The organism is Mesorhizobium sp. M9A.F.Ca.ET.002.03.1.2 (assembly GCF_003952365.1).
Taxonomy (GTDB): domain Bacteria; phylum Pseudomonadota; class Alphaproteobacteria; order Rhizobiales; family Rhizobiaceae; genus Mesorhizobium.
On the sequence record NZ_CP034443.1, the window covers coordinates 2,445,537 to 2,465,122 of the forward strand.

Here is a 19,586-nt window from a genome sequence, read left to right on the forward strand (position 1 = left end):
TCCTATGGACCTTCTCACCACAGCCAGTACTGTTGCCGTTTCGTCTTATGCGGTGCTCTCGACTGTTTACAGAGGCATGCAAGCGGTCTACTCCCAACCGGAAAATGTTACGCCGCCGTCGGAAAGCTTGTTCGGATCCGACCGTTGGCCGAGCGTGGATGTCATCATCCCCTGCTACAATGAGGACCCGCGCACACTCGCGGCGTGTTTAGCTTCCATCGCAATTCAAGATTACGCCGGAACATTTCAGGTCTATCTGGTTGACGACGGTTCTGGAAATCGTAATGCCGTCATCCCGGTACATCACGCCTACGAGGGCGACCCGAGATTCAATTTCATTCTGCTCCGCGAGAATGTTGGCAAACGCAAGGCGCAGATCGCCGCCATCCGCCGCTCATCTGGAGATTTCGTGCTCAGCGTCGACTCTGACACGACACTTGCGTCCGACGTGATCACGAAGCTTGCAGTAAAAATGCGGGATCCCATGGTCGGAGCGGCCATGGGCCAGCTGACGGCATACAACCGCAGCGACACTTGGTTGACCCGATTGATCGATATGGAATACTGGCTGGCTTGCAATGAGGAGCGCGCGGCGCAAGGTCGCTTTGGTGCGGTCATGTGCTGCTGCGGCCCATGTGCAATGTACCGCCGGTCTTGTCTCCTTTCTCTGCTGGATCAATACGAGACGCAGCTGTTCAGGGGGAAACCAAGCGACTTCGGTGAAGACCGTCATCTTACGATCCTCATGCTGAAAGCAGGCTTTCGAACCGAGTACGTTCCAGGTGCCGTCGCGGCGACAGTCGTTCCGGACAAGATGGGACCTTATTTGCGCCAACAACTCCGCTGGGCACGGAGCACTTTCCGGGACACGATGCTTGCGCGAGGTCTACTGCGTGGCCTGGATCGCTATCTAACTTTGGATGTGATGGGAGAGAATCTCGGCCCATTGTTGCTCGGCATCGCGGTAGTAACGGCGCTCGGTGAGCTACTATTTTCACATACAGTAAATTGGTGGACGGTGCTGGCTATTGTCACCATGACCATAATCAGATCTACGGTGTTATCTTTCCGCACTCGGCAGCTTCGATTCATCGGCTATTCAATGCACGCGTTAATCAGGATATTCCTGTTGATCCCCTTGAAGGCTTACGCCCTGTGTACATTGAGCAATAGCGATTGGCTGTCGCGTAAAAGTGTTCCCCTGCCCAACAGAAGCACAAAGGAAATCACAAGCGCGACGCCGCTTGCCGGAGCAAATGCTGCGGGCAATTCTGGAATTGCGGAGTCACTTCATACTGCAGATCTTTCGCTCACAGCTGGTGAAGTCTGACGGCCTTGCAGCGCCGGGTGACCGAGTAAGTTGTGTCAGTCGACACGTGGTGAAGCTTGTCGAGTTACCTATGGTCAGAACGGGAACTATCTGGAAGCGACACGTGGCATCTTGACGTTAATTCTTTGGCGGAAGCGATACACGCGTCGCTCCGGCCGCGACTTTCCAAAGGTGCCATCTCAAGGCGGTGGCCTGCTCTGAACCAGATTCGTAAGTAAGCTGCCGGTGGCCAATCGGACTCATTCCGCTTGAGATAGACGCATGTCCAATGTAGCAATCGACCTTACCGGCGTAACCAAATTATTCGGAAACAAGCTCGTTGTGGACGGGCTGTCCTTCACCGTTGCATCGGGAGAGTGCTTCGGTCTGCTGGGGCCGAACGGCGCAGGCAAGAGCACGATTGCGCGTATGCTCCTCGGTATGACCCGGCCTGACGCGGGTGATATAACAGTCCTCGGTCTACCAGTGCCGGCACGCAGCCGCTTGGCCCGCAAGGGCATAGGCGTGGTCCCGCAGTTCGACAATCTCGACCTGGAATTTACGGTACGTGAGAACCTGTTGGTGTTCGGGCGCTACTTCGGCATGAGAACAAGAGAGATCAACGCCGTCATCCCACGGCTCCTCGAGTTCGCTCGCCTTGAGAGCAAGGCGGATTCACGTGTCGGCCTGCTATCCGGCGGGATGAAGCGGCGCCTGACGCTGGCACGTGCTCTGATCAACGACCCCCAGTTGCTTGTGATGGATGAGCCCACGACCGGCCTCGACCCGCATGCCCGCCATCTGATCTGGGAGCGACTTCGTTTCCTGCTGGCGAGCGGAAAAACGATCATTTTGACCACCCATTTCATGGAAGAGGCTGAGCGGCTTTGTGATCGGCTGTGTGTTCTCGAGCGGGGACGCAAGATCGCCGAGGGCAGTCCTCATGCGCTGATCGACGAGTACATTGGGTGCAACGTGATCGAGATCTTCGGCGGCAATCCACAGGAGCTGATTTCGCTGATCAGGCCGTACGTTCAGCGTATCGAGGTAAGCGGCGAGACGCTCTTTTGCTATGCGCCTGATCCGGAGGATGTGCGCATCCAGCTTCGCGGTCGAGCGGGTCTGCGTATTCTGGAGCGTCCACCCAGTCTGGAGGACGTTTTCTTGCGGCTAACCGGACGTGAGATGGAGAAGTGAGCAATGGGTGAACGTCTTGCGGCCGCTCTACCCGCCAACGCCTGGAACTGGATCGCGGTGTGGCGCCGCAATCATTTGGCATGGAAGAAGGTGGCATTTGCTTCAATGCTCGGCACCCTTGCTGATCCGATGATTTACCTTTTCGGGCTCGGCACTGGCCTTGGACTGTTGGTAGGCCGCATCGAAGGTGCATCCTACATCGCTTTTCTGGCAGCCGGCATGGTTGCGACAAGCGCGATGACAGCATCGACCTTCGAAACAATTTACGCGGTTTTCGGTCGAATGCGCGATCAGGGCACTTGGGAAGCAATCTTGCACACACAACTTACCCTCGGCGACATCGTTCTCGGTGAATTGACCTGGGCAGCCACAAAGGCCTTTCTGGCCGGTACGACAATTGCGATTGTTGCCGCCGCGCTAGGTTATGCCGCGTGGACGTCGGTTCTCTACGTGCTGCCGGTCATCGCTCTCACCGGGTTCGCCTTTGCGAGCCTGGCCATGCTCGTCATCGCGCTCGCGCCCAGTTATCACTATTTTATTTTCTATCAGACGCTTGTCATCACACCTATGCTGTTCCTTTCGGGCGCGGTTTTTCCAGTCGGCCAATTGCCAGGAGTGTTTCAGCAGATTGCGGCCTTCTCGCCGCTGGCGAATTCTATCGATCTAATCCGTCCGGTGATGCTCGGCCGCCTGGGCGACAATGTAGGGCTGCATATAGGCGCACTTTGCATGTTCGCTGTATTGCCTTTTTTTGTGTCGGCTGGACTGTTTCATCGACGACTAATGCGTTGACGCTTACCTACGCCCATCAACGAGAAGGAGGTCCGCAATGCCGGATTGCAAACTGCCCACAGCGGCCCGGAGGCATGCGTGTGCCAGGAATCGCGAGTGGTACAACAACGCCGAAGCCGGGCGCCACCCAGCCGCTGCAGGCACGCGCCCATCTTCGCGACCACACCTCGGAGTACAGGCTGGGTGGTGAGGCGCGGACCCACCCGGAGCGTTCAAGCGATAGCAGCCAAGCTTCTTGTGCGCGTCCCCAGACCGTCGCGGCCATTATTTAGTTGGATACACATGCAATGACCCACAACGAACCAACTCCTGAGCCTTTTGTGATCCTTGCTATGCCAAGGACCGGAACACACTATTTAGAAGAATTGCTAAACGAGCATCCGACCGTTTTGAGTAACGGTGAGTTGCTAAACGAATATGATCCCAATTGGCCCAGCACGGATCGCCTGCTAGGCACGGATCGCGAGCTTCTTGAGCTTGCCTATGTGCGCTGCCCTATGCGCGACTACAAGAATGTGACGCATCTTGGCTGCAAGATCAATGAACCTCAGTTTCGCGAGCGTCCAGCATTCTTTGCGGAATTAGCTCGTTGGCCAGCACTCAAGGTCATCCTCGTTGTTCGCCGAAACGTATTGGAATCGCTCCGTTCCTTTGTGCAGGCCAGGGAAAGCGGTCAGTGGCTGAAGTTCAGCTCGGACAACGATACCGCTCGGCCACCGAGCGTCAGGTTGTCAATCGCTGACTGTGAGGCTTATTTCAAAGCCGCCGACGATTTTCACGCTCGCGTTATGGACTCCTTCACGTCGACCAACCTGCTTGTAATGGAATACGAGAGCCTTCTTCATGAACCTGCCCAATGCTTGGGAGCGGTTTGGGATTTCCTGGGCGTTCCAGCGCTTGAGCCATCAGATAACGCCATCCTGCAGCGCCAGGAAACGCGACCGCTGGATCAAACGGTGGAGAACTTTGACGAGTTGCGGATTCACTTCGCACGCGGACCTTATTCAAGATTTTTTGACCTCGGAGATTCGATGCGCTCCTACGCTTAATCGCTTGTCCCGCGTGCTCTGATGGGCGTGTAGGATATCCTACAGTTTGCGCGCATTCCGTCGCAAAACTGACCAACCAAAGTCACCAAGACGACAGATATCGGCCGGCATTCGATCTGCGGCGAACATCAAAGGCACGGCCGCAAGGCGACCTGGTCAATTCCCTCTCTGGCGAAGCACTTCTTCACGCGATCTTTGGCGAGCCTTGAGTGCAAATTCCGGCAAAGGTGGAGGGTTCCAGTGCGCAACCCGCACCAATCTCGCTGGACGGGACAGGCCTCCAGTTGGCACGGCGCTTGCTCCGAGATGACAGCAGCGCTCGACCGGAGCGCAGCATGGGAGAAGGAGGAGCCCCCACCCCGATCCGGTCAGGGAGAGAGAAACGGTGTTGGTTCCAAAAGTCCCCCGCGCGATCGCAGCGCCCCGCAAGCGCCATTTTGCCCGGACCTACGTGCAGGTGCTTGCCGCCATAGTCCTGGGTGCCGCAATTGGCTATCTCTATCCGGAAACCGGCCAGAGCCTGAAGCCGCTCGGCGATGCCTTCATCAAAGTCGTCAAGATGATTATCGCACCTGTCATCTTCCTGACAATTGCGACCGGCATTGCCGGCATGAGCGATCTGCAGAAGGTCGGCCGAGTTGCCGCCAAGGCGATGGTTTATTTCCTCACCTTCTCGACGCTTGCACTCGTTGTCGGACTGATTGTCGCGAATATCGTTCAGCCTGGCGCCGGCCTCAACATCGATCCGGCCTCGCTCGATGTCCAAGCCGTTAAGGGCTATGTGGCCACGGCTCACGAGCAGTCCGTGACCAGCTTCCTGATGAACATCATCCCGTCAACGATTGCCAGTGCCTTCGCGGAAGGCGACATCCTGCAAGTCTTGTTCTTCTCGGTCCTGTTCGGCATTGCTTTGGCGATGACCGGAGAGACGAGCAGGCCGGTCGTTACCTTTCTCCAGGCGCTTACCGCCCCCATTTTTAAGCTCGTCGGCATTCTGATGAAGGCTGCACCCATCGGCGCCTTCGGCGCAATGGCCTTTACGATCGGCAAATACGGTATCGGTTCGGTGGCCAACCTCGCGATACTGGTCGCGACGTTCTATCTTACCGCCTTCCTCTTCGTGTTCGGGGTTCTCGGCGCGGTCTGCCGCTACAACGGCTTCTCGATCTTTTCTCTTGTCCGCTACATCAAGGACGAACTGCTGCTTGTCCTGGCAACGTCCTCCTCGGAGGCCGCGCTGCCCTCGCTCATGGAGAAGATGGAGAAGGCCGGCGCCGCGCGTTCGGTCGTAAGTCTCGTCATCCCTACTGGATACTCATTCAATCTGGACGGTACCAATATCTACATGACGATCGCCGCCCTCTTCATCGCGCAGGCGACGAACACAGATTTGTCAATTGCCGATCAGATCCTCCTGCTGCTAATTGCGATGCTTTCCTCGAAGGGTGCGGCAGGCGTCACCGGCGCCGGCTTCATCACATTGGCCGCTACTCTCTCTGTCGTGCCGAGTGTTCCCGTTGCCGGAATGGCTCTAATTCTTGGCGTGGACCGCTTCATGTCGGAATGCCGCGCGCTGACGAATTTAGTCGGTAATGCGGTGGCATCGCTCGTTGTCGCTCGCTGGGAAGGCGAATTGGACCAGTCACGGATGGAAGCCGCTTTCCGCGGTTAGGGTTACATCAAACTGGCTCCCCGCAAGCAAAATCGCAACAGCGCGACGTGTAAGTCGCGGCCTTGCCACAACAGTCGAATTGCCAGCCTCCAAAGAGCGCTGGAAATAGAGTACTAACGCAGTGAGTAATACAACACCATGAAGCCCCTAAGCAAACGAACGGTTCACGGAAACTCATCTGGGTGCGCATGGAGCGCTGTTCGTCGAATGCGCTATCAACCGCCGGGTGTGGGAACTATTTCAGCTTGCCGCCCCAAGCCGTCGCGGGAGCGCACCGGATGATGGAGGACCGGCCGATCAGAATCGCTAGGGGAAAGCGCGTCACAATTGCCGATCTCGCCCGCGAAGCCGGAGTCAGCGTAGCAACAGTCGATCGGGTTCTGAACGTCCGCCTTCCGGTGCGAGAGGAGACCGCCCAGCGGGTCCATGCGGCCGCGCACGCGATCGGCTATCATGCTGCCGGTCTCATCAAACAGCGCTTGCAGCAGCACCTGCCGCACTACAAGCTGGGCTTCATCTTGAGAAAACCTACCCACGATTTCTACCAAGATTTCGCTCGCAAGATCGAAGAGTCGGTCAGTATGGCTAAATCCTTCCACGGCCTTCCGATCATCGAGTTCGCGCAGTCACATTTGCCGCGTGACCTGCTCCCGCTTCTTAAGGACCTTGGGAGCCGCTGCCAGGCGATCGCCATGGTGGCGGCCGATCACCCGAAAATCACAGCATCAGTCGAGGAGCTCAAGGCGAAAGGTATCCCGGTATTTTCGCTGCTATCCGACTTCGCCGATGGCGTGCGCGAGGGCTACATCGGCCTCAACAACAGCAAGGTCGGACGGACTGCCGCTTGGGTGTTTTCCAAGACCGCAAAACGGCCCGGCAAGGTGGCGGTGTTTGTCGGAAGCCATCGCTTCCAGGCGCATGCGACGCGGGAAACGGCCTTTCGTGCGTATTTTCGTGAGAACGCGCCAAAATTCGAGGTGCTTGATGCGCTCGTGAACCTTGATGAACGGCAGCTCACTTACGAAAAATTGCTGGATCTTATGCAGCGGGAACCAGAGCTCGTCGGCTTCTATATGGCCGGCGGGGGGATAGAGGGGGCAATTTCCGCGCTCCGAGAAGAGGGGAGCGGTCAGGATCTCGTCGCGATCGTGAGTGAAATGACGCCGCAGTCACGTGGGGCGCTTGCGGATGACATCTTGACGATGGCGGTCGGCACGCCAATGCGCCGACTTTGCCAGGAGCTGATAATGGCAATGGAGCGGGCCATCAAAGCCGGCGTCGCGGAGAGCCCGGGGCAGACATTTCTGCCGTTCGACATTTATCTTCCGGAAAATATTTGAGCTTGATGGATTTCTATCATGAGCGCCCATTTTCCTTTCACCGATGAAAGGAAAGCTCGATTGACTCGGCCGTCTCTGTCCGATCTGTGAACCGGCGTGGTTCCGTCTTGAAAGAAGCCGGATGCCGAAATGGCAGCCGCGCTTCATGGAAGGAAAGTCAAGCAATGCGCCAGGTATCGCCCCGCTTTGCACTCGATCACATGGCGGCGCCCCGCCTTGACGTCAGTGCGCTTTTCGCGCTTGCCCGTGACCAAGGCCTGACCGACGTCCAAATCCGTTACCCTCATTTCAGCAATCCTGTCGCACGCGGCATTCCGGCTGCGGACGTCCGGTTTGCCGCTACCGAAGCGGGCATCACGATCATCTCTGTCAACGCCTTGCAGCGGTTCAACGACTGGACTCCAACGCGTCAGGCCGAGGCAAGCAACCTCGCCGATTATGCGACGGCGTGCGGGGCGGAGACGCTCGTGTTGGTGCCGGCCAACCGCAGCTCGTGGCCCACCAATAGCGAGCGCCAGGACAATCTTCGTTTCGCTCTAAACGAGATCAAGCCAATCCTCCAGTCGCGGGGTCTGATCGGTCTTATCGAGCCGCTGGGTTTCCGAACCTGCTCGCTTCGATCAAAGAAGGAAGCGGCCGAGGCCGTTGCCGCGGTTGATGGCCAGTCCGTCTTTCGCCTCGTGCACGACACGTTCCACCACACCCTGGCCGGGGAGACATGCCTGTTCTGCGAGCTTACCGGCCTGGTGCACATTTCAAGCGTAAACGACCCGACCTTCTGGATTTACCCCGATCGCTTTCTTGCAGGTTCCGACAATGGCAGCCAGATTCAGGCGCTGCTGGATGGCGGCTACGCGGGACCTTTCTCGTTCGAGCTGGTCGAGGAAGTCCATTCTCTGGACGATCTCGCAGGCGCACTTGCCGCCAGCATCGACTTTATCCGGCGAGGGCTATTGTCGTCAGAGTAGATGGTGACAGGAGTAGTGACTATAGGTGCGCCTGAATTTTCCGTGGGTTCACAGCGGGACAGCCATCCGAGATGCCTCTTGCATCATTATCTCCCGCATCCAGATGCTTGCCGGATCGCTATTGTGGAGGGCCGGCCATTGGAGGGTCTCGGTGAATGTGGGAAATGGCAGCGGAAGTTCGATAACCCGCAGGGGGAACGTGTTTTCGAAATGCCTGACCAGCCGCAAGGGCATGGTCGCTATACGAGCTGTGCCGGACACCATAGGTGGAATCATGCTGAAGCCCTGCACGGCGACCTCGACACGTCTCTTAAGGCCATGCTCAAGCAAAAACCATTCCTCGATAGACGGCTTCATCGTACGCCCGAACCTGACCGCGACGTGCCTCATCGACATGTATCTCTCGAATGTAAGCTGCTGTGGCAGCTGCTTGTTTGTGGGACAGCCTACGCACACGAGCTTCTCGTCAAACAGCGGAACGCTTGAATGCACACTCGACGTGAACATATCCGGTAGAATTAGAAAATCGACGTCACCGCGCCGGAGAAGCTCATCGGGGCTATCGTCGACAGGCAGCAGTTCGAAGCTGACGGCGGGGGCTTCCCGTGCAATACGCTCCACAAGCTTTTCGAAAAACACGAGCGTGACGAAATCGGAAAGAATGATCCTGAAGAGGCGATCGGCTCGAGCTGGGTCAAACGGATCCGAAGAAATAATCGAGCACTGGATGTGCTGGAGAGCGTCGCGAACTGCGGGGGCAAATGCTGCCGCACGCGGGGTTAGAAATCGTTCGCGACCTCTTATCGTAAACAGTTCATCGCGGAAATAATCGCGCAGTCGGGCGACGGCCGCACTCATGGCGGGCTGACTCAGGTTGATCCTGCGTGCCGCCGCCGAGAGATTACGCTCCGTCAGGAGTGCGTCGAGCACAACGAGGAGATTTAGATCAAGTCCTTTGAAACGCATGTCATCAGCCATCCATGGGATGGATGCCTTTAACCGAAACAAACGACTTTAACAATTTAGCATTCTTGCAATCTTTTGTCGCAAAAAGTTTATGATGGATGACGTTAAGGTCCGACATATGAGCCGCGTGATCTGCCGAAGCGAGCAATCGTACGTACTGTGCTGGTCAGAGATTGGCGGTTTGAAATGCCGGGCCGATGGCGCCGGGCTATCAACCAGCGTCTTCGGCGGCCCCGACCTAGCTAGGCGTGGAACCTAATAGGGTGCACCCTTCCAGTCCGAGGCGACTGATGGGCGGTTTGATCCTAAGCTGCCGTGAGGCCTGTGTTGTATCGGCGAAGCCAATGCAGCAGTTCGGCAGCGTTTTTGAGAGCTGTTGTAGGCTCGGCCTAAGCCCATTGGCGCAAGCCTGTCTGAACGAAGCGCTTGGCCTTGCTGTTATCCGGTGGTGATCTGTGGTGCCTTTTCGTCCTGCTGTTCTTGTTTTGGAACGCCCTTATGGTGAGCCCATCCGGGACGTGGGGCACCGGGAGCACGAAGGTGCAGGCAGGCCGTCAATAGACCGTGGGCTGAGAGCCCGAGCTCGTTACATGGCCGCCCCTCGCGACTTTCCCGGAGGCGCTGCGAGCGCGGATCAGTAGATGTCGTGTTACCCGCCAGCTCCCGTCTTTGACCGAGCCAAGAAGGAGGAACGGACATGCGCATCATCGGACTGGATATTCACCGCGCCTTCGCCGAAGCAGTGGCATGGGAGGATGGCAGGCTCAGGCGACTCGGCCGCGTCGACATGCGGCGCGATCTGCTGGCGGCGTTCGCCGCGAAGCTGTCGCCGAACGATGTCGGGGTGATCGAGGCCACCGGCAACGCGACGTCCGCTACGGCTGTGGTTGCGCCGCATGTGAAGAAGGTGGGGATCGCCAACCCGAAACAGGTGCGTATCATTGCCGATGCCAAGATCAAAACGACGATCGACGCCGACGTTCTTGCGCAGCTCTATGCCAGCGGCTTCTTGCCAGAAGTCTGGATTGCGGCCGACAGGAGAATAGCGCAGATTTATCAAAAAGGCTCTTGTCGATCACATCAGTGGTCTTGGGCGCTGTACGGCCGGGTGAAGACTTTGCAGGTGGCCCGGAAAGCGTTTGACCTGTAGCGAAGCAATTGTCGTCATTACGCGCTCGACCCGGGCGCCCAGCTTGGCATAAGAGCTACGTGGCCTCAGGAAGCGTCGTCAATGCAGACCATGGACGAATTCCCAGCCGATGCCGAGATGCCGGTCGACCGTGCCTGTCGCCGTCCGGTGATGCGATGCCCCCGAGCGCATGAGTTCGCCCCGGATGCTCCCGGTCACGACGCACGGGTTCGGGTTCCAAGGCGCTCAGTTTGTTCGCGCCTAATCGGTGTAGGACGCGGCAGAAATACGAGCGTGACGAAATCGGAAAGAATGATCCTGAAGCGGCGATTCGGTAGAGCCGGGTCAAACTATCCGACGAAATAAACGAGCACTGGATGGGCAGGAGAGCGTCGCGAACTGGAGGGCAAGAGCTCCCGGACGCAGCGTTAAGTTTGAATACCTCCGCGGACATGGTCGCGAGCTCATCGCGCAAATAATCGAGCAGCCGAGCGCCGGCCGCACTCATGACCGGCTGGGCTCGGTTAATCTTGCATGCCGCGCCCATGAGGTTGCGCTCTGTCGGGAGTGCGTCGAGCACAACGAGGAGATGTAGTTCACGACCTTTGAAACGCGTGGTCAATTATCCAAAGTGTGGATGCCTTTCATCGAAACAAACGATTTCATCAATGTTCTGGAATCCTGCATGGGCAGAAGCACCTGACGGACACCGATGCCCCACTGCCTCATAGCGTGGCGAGCGTCTTAAGAAACCGCCCGAAAGGAGATTTTTCATGCGCTCTACCGGGCAGTGGAGTGCTGGGAAAGGGAGTTGCAACTGACCGGCCATGTCAAACTGTCCGACTTCTTCCGAGCCTATGGACAGACTGGGAGACGCGCACGGTGTAGCGGCTCACATCGTCATACTGCACCTACGCCACACATCGGCCGGACCTGATCCGGCTTTATGAGCATTGGGCTTTGTCAGTCGCACAAGCGTGATGGCTTTCGCGACGCGGCGCGCCTCAGGAACTGAGCCGCGGGTCCGGGTCGAAACGCGGGAAAGAAAGACAGGAAACAGAATGGCCGATCAATTCGCAACGGACGTCATTGCCCTGATCAAGAAACGCGCCGAGTCGGAGAGCGGTGAGGGAATGCCTGCGTCATTCGTCGGCGAGATAACAATCGCCACGGAACTGGACGCGCTCGGGTTCGATTCGCTGGGTTTGGCGGACGTCCTCTGGGATGTGGAACAGGCCTACGGCATCAAGATCGACATGAACACGGCCGATGCCTGGTCGAATCTCAAGAATGTCGGCGACGTCGTGGACGCCGTCCGCGGCTTGCTTGCGAAGGAGGCTTGAATGGACAGGCGCGTCGTTATCACCGGAGTGGGCGGCCTGTGCGGACTGGGCACTGACGCCGCCTCTATGTGGAAAGAGATCCGCGAAGGCCGCTCCGCCATCGGCCCGCTCGCCAATTCCGAGCTTCATGACCTGGAGGGCATGACCGGCGCTGAGATCAAGGCGCTGCCCGAGCACGACATCGATCGCAAGCAGCTCGTCTCCATGGCCCGCTTCAGCTTGCTCGCCGTGCTTGCGGCGCGCGAAGCCATGCGGCAGGCCGGACTTTCCTGCGACGAAGGGAATGCCCATCGCTTCGGCGCTACAGTGGGCGTCGGCGGCTTGGGCTGGGATGTAATGGAGGAAACTTACCGGGCCCTCCTTTTGGACGGCGCGAGGCGAGTTGGCATCCTCGCTGTACCCAAAACGATGCCAAGCGCCGCCGCCGGCCAGGTGAGCTTGCGCCTCGGCTTGCGCGGGCCGGTGTTCGGGGTGAACTCCGCATGTGCCTCGGCCAACCATGCGATCGCCTCGGCGGTGGATCAGATCAAGCTGGGCCGGGCCGACGTAATGGTTTCCGGGGGCAGCGACGCACCCTTCGCATGGGGCGTGCTGAAAGCATGGGAAGCAATGCGCGTGCTTTCACCCGATACCTGCCGGCCCTTCTCCGCCGATAGGAAGGGCCTGGTGCTGGGCGAGGGTGCGGGCATGGCCGTGCTGGAAAGCTACGAGCATGCCACGAGGCGTGGTGCCACAATTCTTGCCGAGATCGCCGGCGTCGGCCTTTCCGCCGATGCCTTCCACATCGCCGCGCCATCTGTCGAGGGGCCAGCGTCGGCGATGCGCGCCTGCCTTGCCGATGCCGGGCTGAATGCCGAGGACGTCGACTACCTCAACGCGCACGGCACCGGTACCAAGAGCAATGATCAGACTGAAACGGCGGCGATCAAGCGTGTGTTTGGAAATCACGCTTATTCGATGTCCATCTCTTCCACCAAGTCCACGCACGCGCATTGCCTCGGCGCAGCGAGCGCGCTTGAAATGATCGCCTGCGTGATGGCAATCCAAGAGGACGTCGTGCCGCCGACCGCCAACTATCGCGAGCCAGACCCCGCTTGCGATCTCGACGTCACGCCCAATGTGCCGCGCGAGCGCAAGGTGCGCGTCGCCATGAGCAACGCCTTCGCCATGGGCGGCACGAACGCAGTTCTGGCATTCAGGCAGGTGTAGAAGCCATGCAAGACGCCTCATTTGAGGTCACCTGTCGTATCTAGCTGCTTGAGGGGCGGGGCATTGTGATACAGGGGGAGCTGTGTGGCCCCTCTTTCTCGGCCTCGACGATGTGGAAGGAGCCTGTGCCGCGAAACGGGCCGACGCCCCCCAGGCCCAGAACTTGGGCGAAACCAACTCCCACCAAAGGACAGCCGGTTTAGTAGCCGAACAATGAAGCCTCGCTCGACGAGCCGCCGCCTCTACTGTCAGCGGCATCACGCGGTTGAAGCGAACAGCGCAGCGGCTACTGTTCCGCACAACTCGGATGGCAATTGGGACAAGTCCGCACATGTCGTCACGTACGCTGAACGCCGCAGGTACAGCCAAATTGGGGGCGGGGCGTTTCTGCCGTTTTGATAGAATTCTATCAAACTGACAATTTTCCTTGCACAAATGCAAGGAGAGCTCGATTGACCCCTCCCTCTCTTGCGTCAACGATGGGTTTGCAGGCTGCGGTGCGGCAGAAGCCGGACAGAACGGCGACCGGTCGAGTAAAGGCCTGCGCAAACGGCATATTGCGAGCGCCCGCGCGGAGGAGAAGACGCTCGTCCTGGTGAAAGGCAACGATGCTCAGGCGCCATTGCCATTTGCCGAGGGCGTCCGCGCGCCGGAAATTTCGAAGCAACAAAGGTGAGATCGAGAATGATGATGACGAAATACAACACAGCTCACCGTCCAGTGCAGTTCTACCGGCGGGTGGCGGAGTGGGATGGGCTGCCAAATGGAACGTAAAAAGATCAGCAAGGAGATGCTTGGCGATAGTCAGGCGCTGCGCAAGCTGCGTGAGCACCTTGTCAAGGTGGCCAAGGCGAAGACTACGGTCCTGTTGCGAGGTGAATCCGGAACCGGCAAGGAGCTGGTTGCCAAAGCCATTCACGAGCTCTCGCCTCGCGCCAAGCAGCCCTTCATCAAGGTCAATTGCGCGGCGCTCACCGAGACGCTTCTGGAATCTGACTTGTTCGGTCATGAGAAGGGTGCCTTCACCGACGCGAGCAGTTTGCGCAAGGGGCGCTTTGAGGCTGCCGACAAAGGCACATTGTTTCTGGACGAGATTGGCGAAATATCAGGTTCGTTCCAGGCTAAGCTGCTGCGTGTCCTGCAGGAGCAGGAGTTTGAGCGCGTCGGCAGCAACCACACCATTAAAGTTGATGTTCGCGTGATTGCCGCAACGAACAGGGACTTGGAAACGGCAGTTCAACGCAAGGAGTTCCGGCAAGACCTCTATTATCGCATCAACGTCGTCACTTTACGCGTGCCGGCATTGCGCGAAAGGCGAGGTGATATTCCGCTCTTGGCCGCTCAGTTTCTCAAGAATTTCAATACTGAGAATGATCACACGCTGACCTTCGCTCCCGAAGCGATTGAGGTGCTAATGAACTGCGAATTTCCAGGTAACATCCGAGAGCTCGAAAACTGCGTTCAACGGACGGCAGTTCTGGCGACGGGTCCATCAATCCTCAGAACTGACTTTGCCTGTTACGCGGATCAGTGCTTGGCCGCGGCGCTGTGGAAGAACGGACCGCCGACGTCAGAGAAGTCGACTACGATCGAGCCTTCCGCCGCCTGTGCCGCCCCGCCCGTCGGCGACGGGCAAGCGCCGATAGGCCCTGCCACGACTCGTGGTAGGGTGCCCGATGCCGATACGGTCATTGCTGCCATGGAAAAGTGTGGCTGGGTGCAGGCAAAGGCGGCGCGCCTGCTCGGTTTGACCCCGCGCCAGATCGGCTACGTGCTGAGAAAACGCGGTATCGAGATCAAGCGTCTCTGAAACAACCCGCCGAGCAAGAGCTGGAGCAGGTCAAGCATTGGTGCTCTGGCGCCGAGCCCATCGGCCAGGCTTACGAAGTGGGTGTGAACAGCGCTGCCAAGATTCCGGCCGTGTGCTTTCTACCACCAGTCGTACTGGGGCTCTGCGACTGACAAACTAAAAAGGAGTAATCCTATGGCTAGTAACTTCGCTCTACACCGCAAGGGCAAATCAATTCGACGTGCCTGAAATCCAGAAATAATCGATGTATCATTGGTGACACGCCAGCATGCGTAGAGGCGACGCACAGATGTCCGCTGGCGGGACCTGGTCGATACATAAGCTGATCGCTTACCGCTCGATATCGCGCCAATCTGAGATGGGCATGAAAGTGAGTTCGACCGCTGGACAGTTGCCGACTTCGTCAGGTATTGGCCCCTGCGACCGGTTGATCTGCGATATTTCCAACTTCGCAGAAGTTGGTCGAGACGAAACTGTCGCCCCGGCTCGTGACCGCGCGCCCGGCAAGACCGAGTTACAAAGTTGCCGAGGCCAGTTTGATGTGCGTTCCTGCATCACTGCACGGGACACGACCTGACGGGAGACTATGATGCGTAGCCAAAAAGAAAAGATGCTCGCAGGCGAGTTTTACAATGCGGCGGATCCGGAGATCCAAGCTGACCTGTTGGCCACCGGGGCTTGGCTCAAGCGGTACAATGATACGCTGGGGCAGACCACGGGGCATTGGCATGAGCTTTTGTCCGAGCGGCTGGGAGAGGTTGGGCGCGGAACGGTCATCCGTCCGCCCTTTTTTTGCGACTACGGATTCAATATCCGCATTGGCGCCAATGCCTACATCAACTTCAACTGCGTTATTCTTGACGTGGTAGAGGTCAAAATCGGGCAAGGAACGGCAATTGGGCCTGCCGTGCAGATTTATACCGCCGATCATCCACATGATGCCGAGCAGCGGCAGGCCGGCCTGCAGGTCGGGCGTCCTGTTCGCATTGGCAGCCGTGTCTGGATCGGCGGTGGAGCAATCATTCTGCCTGGCGTCACGATTGGCGATAATGCGGTCGTAGGCGCTGGCAGCGTGGTCACACGAGATGTTCCCGCCGGGGCAAAGGTAGTGGGAATTCCTGCTCGCGTCGCCAACCCACATAAACAGGCATAATCAACCTCCTTGACCCTGGAGGTGCATGCGAACTGTCGAAACTGTGCCAAATTTCTGCCGAAGCCATTGAGCGCTGCATATCTTGTCGCGGTTCGGCTCGGGCGCTTCAGTTCTTTTGCCACGGGTGTCACAAAATCATGTGCGTAATGCCGCCGCAACGTGCTCACGTCCCGCAGCAGCGGGCCCTTTGACATGGCCCAACGAATTCAGAGCCTTCGTTGTGCTGCCAGTAGCATTACTGCTCACGAATGTATTCCCAACTGAGTTTTCGCCCTTGGAGGCAAGCGACTCACCAGCAATCGCCGGCCATTAATCCTGGCTAGCATCGACCCCGACGAGGCGAGCCGCGGCGTTGCGGATCGGCATGTCGATGACCGTGATCGCGCCTTCGGCAAGGAAACGACGTTCGTTTCTGGTCAGCGTAGCCGAATCGATCACCGCAAAGTGTGGGCCAGTGGAGCGCTTCATCATCTGTCTGGCATATGTGCGCAGCATCTGATCGTTGAAGCGGCAGCCCACGAAGAAAAAACCCCGGTTGACGCGCCGTTGCTTCACCACGTCCGGGATCGGCGTCTGGATATCAATTTCGGTTAGGACTTCGACGTAATCGGAATCAGCCACGAGGAAGTTTGCGGCCGGCCTGACGCTGCCGTGCGGCGCATAGAGCACCGTCCTAGCCACTTGTTCGGCGTCGAGTTCTGTTCCTGACAAATCGTAAGTTCTCGTCCAGATGTTACCGATTCCGGTCGCGCGCGTCGTTCCTTGTATCTCGACAACGTCTGTTTGGCCGGCCTCTGCAAGGGCTGCTCGCATGGCGCCATCGTACCAGCTATCGATGATGACAGACAGTTGAAGGGTTGCGAGCCAGGCGTGAAGAACGGTCGGCTCGGCGGGGGCTGCGAATATCTCCGCCATCCACGCTTGAAGAGTCCGACGATGTCGGCGCTGCTCGATAAACTGCGCGACCGACCACATATTGGTGCGAATCCTGGAAGGGGCAGGCGCCCGCTTGTTGAGCGCCGCGGCGACATCTTCAGGGGTGCAAGGTACAGGTGATTCCGGCGCGTTAAGCTGCAGAAGACCAGGACCGAGATAGGGGATCACTCGATCGGCCTTGAGAGCGCCCTTCAGCAGGTCAATCAGCTTTTTGGCAAAACTGCCCCGGACGACGACGAGATGGTCCCAGCTCAGCATCGTGTTCATACGCGTTTCCTCTCCGCCACTGAACCCACCGGCATCAGGCCCCGTCGGAAATCTTCATCGCCTCGACGGTGATCGGCAAACGCGTATCGCGCGGAAGGTCGGGCAGCATGAGCCGCCAACCGTTCCTGAGCGTCACGGTCCCGCCCCATAAGTCTGCGTTCTCAATCTCGGTGATCGGCTCTTCGAGATCCTTCTTGGGGACATAAGCCGACAAGCCAGTAGCGGTCCTGCGAATCATTACTTTCATCCGGCTGTTCCTCCGTTGGAAATGCCTTCAGCTCCGCAGGGAACCTCGACTTTGTCGAGGCTAATGAGTTCGCGCGCTCGCATGCCGACGACCGTGCCACGATCGATCCATTCGACCGCATAGATGAAGAATTGCTGGAGAAAGGTTCCAATGTCGCGCACGTAGCCTTCGTCGCCCTTCCGCACGAGGTTTTCGCCGATCTCCTTGCCGGGATAGGTTCCGTCGTTTTTTATGTGGCGTGTCGCACGGACCCGCTCACCCTGCATGAACCGTGGCGGTCTGCCGATTTCGACCTCCTGTTCGCGTCTGGACCACATGCTGTCCATTCCTTTCTCGAGGCTTTTGGTGTGGTCGCGGTTTGCAGGCGTCCTCGTGCGGCGAACCCGACCTTCGGTAGGAATCAAGCGGGAACGCAGGTTTTCGGTACCGGACAGACCGACACGCATTGCTGCGTATCGAAGGCCTCCTTGCATTCGGTGCACTTGTTTGGATCGATCACATAGGCGTCGCCCTTGAAATTGATCGCTTCCGAGGGACATTCGAACTCGCAGGCCCCGCATTGGGTACATTGGGATGCGATGATCTTGAAAGCCATTCTAACTCCTGGTTATCGGACGAGACGGCTCAGGCCGTCGCCGCTAGTGGTCTGATCCCAAACTCGGCCGCGTAAAGTGCGCTGACTGCGGTCTCGATATAGTCATGGGCATAGGCGTCGGTTGCGCGCAGTCCAGCTCGCGAGAGTTGTTCCTTCGGGCGATTTCCGATCTTGGCGCATAGCACTATGTGTATGCCTTCCAGCGCAGCGATGACGCCCTCGAGGATGGCGTCTTCGCCCCCGCCTCCGAGGCAATACCGCTCGACCTTCCGATGCCCGACCAAGCTGATCCCTCTAGGCGAGACTTCATAAACTTGGAATTCCTTCGCGTGGCCGAAGTGTTCGTTGACGCGTCCACCTCCCTTAGTGGCCACCGCAACCAGAAGCGACTTTTCGGAGTCTGTTGCCTTGACCATACCGATGGCTTCGCTCCTCGCCGCCTCATGATCACGGCGCTCGTGTGCGACCACCTGCCGATAGGCCTGACGCTTGCCAGCCTCGTAGGTGACACCGTCGGGAATCCCGTCCAGCGTGAATTCCTGGCCACGATCTTCACCGAGCAGGCCGACAGCATCTGCCCGGCACTGCCGGCAGTGGCGCATCAACTTGGCGCCACCTTCAAGTCGATCCTGAAGAGCCATCATCTCCATTGCCGTTGGGCCGCGCTGCCCGATGAGTCCGTAGTGGGTGCCGTGCGCCGGGTCCGAAATCAGAGGCATCACGTTGTGCAGGAACGCGCCCCGCTCCTTCACCATTTTGTTCACCTCAAACAGGTGCTGGTCGTTCACTCCAGGAATCATCACCGAGTTGATTTTGGTGAGGATGCCGCGCGCGCTCAGCATCTCCAGGCCCAGCATCTGCCGCGCGTGCAAGATTCGAGCCGCTTCGATGCCGAAGTAGCGGCGATTTTCATAAAAGATCCAAGGATAGATCTTTGCGCCGACTTCCGGGTCGACCATGTTGATGGTGATCGTCACGTGATCAACATTCATTTCGGCAAGCTCGGCGACATGGTCCGGCAGCACGAGCCCGTTGGTGGAGACACACAGCTTTATGTCGGGAATTTCCCTGATGACGCGGTCGAACGTTGCCTTCGTTTTCTCCCAATCGTAACAGGCATCCCCCGGCCCAGCGATGCCAAGAACCGAAAGCTGCGGAACTTCGTTGGCAACCGCGATGACCTTGCGTAGCGCTTGGTCGGGCGTCAGCTTCTCAGACACAACGCCAGGCCGGCTCTCGTTGGCGCAATCGTATTTGCGATTGCAGTAGTTGCACTGGACATTGCAAGCCGGCGCGACCGCCACATGCATACGCGCGAAATAGTGATGCGCTTCCTCCGAAAAGCAGGGGTGATCCTTGATCTTGTCCCAAATAGCCGGATCCACATCGCCCGGGCTGGTCGGCGACGAGCCGTAGGAGGACGGTGCGCAGCCACCGGATTTCGCGGCTGCCAGAAAACCCTCGGATGTCGTGCTGGTCGGCCCCTCAATCGAAACTGTCGGTGAGGACATCAAACGGCTCCGTTGCTGGTAACGTCGCGGTTCAAGATGCAAGAGCCATACCAACTTAAAAAAGCGGCTTCAGTTCACTATTTGGGTCGATGT

Annotated in this window: 16 protein-coding genes and 3 pseudogenes; 12 read left to right on the forward strand and 7 right to left on the reverse strand. The window is 58.2% G+C overall.

The features are described 5' to 3' along the window. The first annotated feature begins 4 nt into the window (after positions 1-4). The 7 genes from nodC (at position 5) to EJ066_RS12015 (ending at position 8,327) form a co-directional block, all read left to right on the forward strand. Complete coding sequence (gene nodC, locus EJ066_RS11985) at positions 5-1,330, forward strand: chitooligosaccharide synthase NodC (protein ID WP_091600618.1); 1,326 nt, start codon at positions 5-7, stop codon at positions 1,328-1,330. A gap of 261 nt (positions 1,331-1,591) precedes the next feature. Next, the gene (nodI, locus tag EJ066_RS11990) at positions 1,592-2,506 is read left to right on the forward strand and encodes a nodulation factor ABC transporter ATP-binding protein NodI (RefSeq protein ID WP_091600619.1); all 915 of its coding nucleotides are present in this window, start codon (positions 1,592-1,594) and stop codon (positions 2,504-2,506) included. A gap of 3 nt (positions 2,507-2,509) precedes the next feature. Next, entirely contained in the window at positions 2,510-3,298 is a 789-nt protein-coding gene (locus EJ066_RS11995) for an ABC transporter permease (protein ID WP_091600620.1), read from the forward strand. Between the two features lie 287 nt (positions 3,299-3,585). After that, positions 3,586-4,347, forward strand: coding sequence for a sulfotransferase (locus EJ066_RS12000; protein ID WP_024505871.1), 762 nt, complete (start codon positions 3,586-3,588; stop codon positions 4,345-4,347). A gap of 388 nt (positions 4,348-4,735) precedes the next feature. Continuing rightward, entirely contained in the window at positions 4,736-6,019 is a 1,284-nt protein-coding gene (locus tag EJ066_RS12005; RefSeq protein WP_268929390.1) for a dicarboxylate/amino acid:cation symporter, read from the forward strand. Positions 6,020-6,297: 278 nt separating this feature from the next. Then, a complete protein-coding gene (locus EJ066_RS12010; protein ID WP_091600622.1) occupies positions 6,298-7,359 on the forward strand; it encodes a LacI family DNA-binding transcriptional regulator in 1,062 nt (353 codons plus the stop codon). Positions 7,360-7,523: 164 nt separating this feature from the next. Then, a complete protein-coding gene (locus EJ066_RS12015; protein WP_091600623.1) occupies positions 7,524-8,327 on the forward strand; it encodes a TIM barrel protein in 804 nt (267 codons plus the stop codon). A gap of 48 nt (positions 8,328-8,375) precedes the next feature. Here EJ066_RS12015 and EJ066_RS12020 read toward each other — a convergent pair whose 3' ends face one another. Continuing rightward, on the reverse strand, positions 8,376-9,293 hold the full coding sequence (locus EJ066_RS12020; protein ID WP_091600624.1) for a LysR family transcriptional regulator: 918 nt from the start codon (positions 9,291-9,293) through the stop codon (positions 8,376-8,378). Positions 9,294-9,990: 697 nt separating this feature from the next. Here EJ066_RS12020 and EJ066_RS12025 point away from each other — a divergent pair. Then, positions 9,991-10,320: pseudogene (locus EJ066_RS12025) on the forward strand (IS110 family transposase); the annotation flags it as partial. A 386-nt stretch (positions 10,321-10,706) separates the two neighbouring features. Here the strand turns inward: EJ066_RS12025 and EJ066_RS32555 are convergent. Further along, positions 10,707-11,044: pseudogene (locus tag EJ066_RS32555) on the reverse strand (LysR family transcriptional regulator); the annotation flags it as partial. Between the two features lie 439 nt (positions 11,045-11,483). Between EJ066_RS32555 and EJ066_RS12030 the strand changes: the two are divergent. The 4 genes and pseudogenes from EJ066_RS12030 to EJ066_RS12045 all read left to right on the forward strand — a co-directional run bounded on the left by EJ066_RS12030 (position 11,484) and on the right by EJ066_RS12045 (position 15,937). Further along, the gene (locus EJ066_RS12030; RefSeq protein ID WP_095517116.1) at positions 11,484-11,765 is read left to right on the forward strand and encodes an acyl carrier protein; all 282 of its coding nucleotides are present in this window, start codon (positions 11,484-11,486) and stop codon (positions 11,763-11,765) included. Next, entirely contained in the window at positions 11,766-12,974 is a 1,209-nt protein-coding gene (locus tag EJ066_RS12035; RefSeq protein WP_126038017.1) for a beta-ketoacyl-[acyl-carrier-protein] synthase family protein, read from the forward strand. 766 nt (positions 12,975-13,740) lie between these two features. Further along, positions 13,741-14,784: pseudogene (gene nifA, locus EJ066_RS12040) on the forward strand (nif-specific transcriptional activator NifA); the annotation flags it as partial. 586 nt (positions 14,785-15,370) lie between these two features. Next, a complete protein-coding gene (locus EJ066_RS12045) occupies positions 15,371-15,937 on the forward strand; it encodes a sugar O-acetyltransferase (protein ID WP_095484269.1) in 567 nt (188 codons plus the stop codon). A 309-nt stretch (positions 15,938-16,246) separates the two neighbouring features. Here EJ066_RS12045 and EJ066_RS12050 read toward each other — a convergent pair whose 3' ends face one another. The 5 genes from EJ066_RS12050 to nifB all read right to left on the reverse strand — a co-directional run bounded on the left by EJ066_RS12050 (position 16,247) and on the right by nifB (position 19,493). Then, positions 16,247-17,140, reverse strand: coding sequence for an SIR2 family protein (locus tag EJ066_RS12050; protein WP_029356592.1), 894 nt, complete (start codon positions 17,138-17,140; stop codon positions 16,247-16,249). 34 nt (positions 17,141-17,174) lie between these two features. Continuing rightward, entirely contained in the window at positions 17,175-17,387 is a 213-nt protein-coding gene (gene nifT, locus EJ066_RS12055) for a putative nitrogen fixation protein NifT (RefSeq protein WP_024505230.1), read from the reverse strand. Next, positions 17,384-17,704 carry a nitrogen fixation protein NifZ gene (locus EJ066_RS12060; protein WP_029356589.1) on the reverse strand — a complete coding sequence of 107 codons (321 nt, stop codon included), beginning with the start codon at positions 17,702-17,704 and terminating at the stop codon, positions 17,384-17,386. Before EJ066_RS12060 ends, nifT begins: the two co-directional genes overlap by 4 nt. An 83-nt stretch (positions 17,705-17,787) precedes the next feature. Further along, on the reverse strand, positions 17,788-17,982 hold the full coding sequence (locus EJ066_RS12065) for a 4Fe-4S binding protein (RefSeq protein ID WP_029356587.1): 195 nt from the start codon (positions 17,980-17,982) through the stop codon (positions 17,788-17,790). Between the two features lie 29 nt (positions 17,983-18,011). Further along, entirely contained in the window at positions 18,012-19,493 is a 1,482-nt protein-coding gene (nifB, locus tag EJ066_RS12070) for a nitrogenase cofactor biosynthesis protein NifB (RefSeq protein WP_126038020.1), read from the reverse strand. Positions 19,494-19,586 lie beyond the last annotated feature (93 nt).

Coding starts and splice junctions, on each gene's coding strand:
- nodC (WP_091600618.1), top strand. CDS start 5: ATGGACCTTCTCACCACAGCCAGTACTGTTGCCGTTTCGTCTTATGCG.
- nodI (WP_091600619.1), top strand. CDS start 1,592: ATGTCCAATGTAGCAATCGACCTTACCGGCGTAACCAAATTATTCGGA.
- EJ066_RS11995 (WP_091600620.1), top strand. CDS start 2,510: ATGGGTGAACGTCTTGCGGCCGCTCTACCCGCCAACGCCTGGAACTGG.
- EJ066_RS12000 (WP_024505871.1), top strand. CDS start 3,586: ATGACCCACAACGAACCAACTCCTGAGCCTTTTGTGATCCTTGCTATG.
- EJ066_RS12010 (WP_091600622.1), top strand. CDS start 6,298: ATGATGGAGGACCGGCCGATCAGAATCGCTAGGGGAAAGCGCGTCACA.
- EJ066_RS12015 (WP_091600623.1), top strand. CDS start 7,524: ATGCGCCAGGTATCGCCCCGCTTTGCACTCGATCACATGGCGGCGCCC.
- EJ066_RS12020 (WP_091600624.1), bottom strand. CDS start 9,293: ATGCGTTTCAAAGGACTTGATCTAAATCTCCTCGTTGTGCTCGACGCA.
- EJ066_RS12030 (WP_095517116.1), top strand. CDS start 11,484: ATGGCCGATCAATTCGCAACGGACGTCATTGCCCTGATCAAGAAACGC.
- EJ066_RS12035 (WP_126038017.1), top strand. CDS start 11,766: ATGGACAGGCGCGTCGTTATCACCGGAGTGGGCGGCCTGTGCGGACTG.
- EJ066_RS12045 (WP_095484269.1), top strand. CDS start 15,371: ATGATGCGTAGCCAAAAAGAAAAGATGCTCGCAGGCGAGTTTTACAAT.
- EJ066_RS12050 (WP_029356592.1), bottom strand. CDS start 17,140: ATGAACACGATGCTGAGCTGGGACCATCTCGTCGTCGTCCGGGGCAGT.
- nifT (WP_024505230.1), bottom strand. CDS start 17,387: ATGAAAGTAATGATTCGCAGGACCGCTACTGGCTTGTCGGCTTATGTC.
- EJ066_RS12060 (WP_029356589.1), bottom strand. CDS start 17,704: ATGTGGTCCAGACGCGAACAGGAGGTCGAAATCGGCAGACCGCCACGG.
- EJ066_RS12065 (WP_029356587.1), bottom strand. CDS start 17,982: ATGGCTTTCAAGATCATCGCATCCCAATGTACCCAATGCGGGGCCTGC.
- nifB (WP_126038020.1), bottom strand. CDS start 19,493: ATGTCCTCACCGACAGTTTCGATTGAGGGGCCGACCAGCACGACATCC.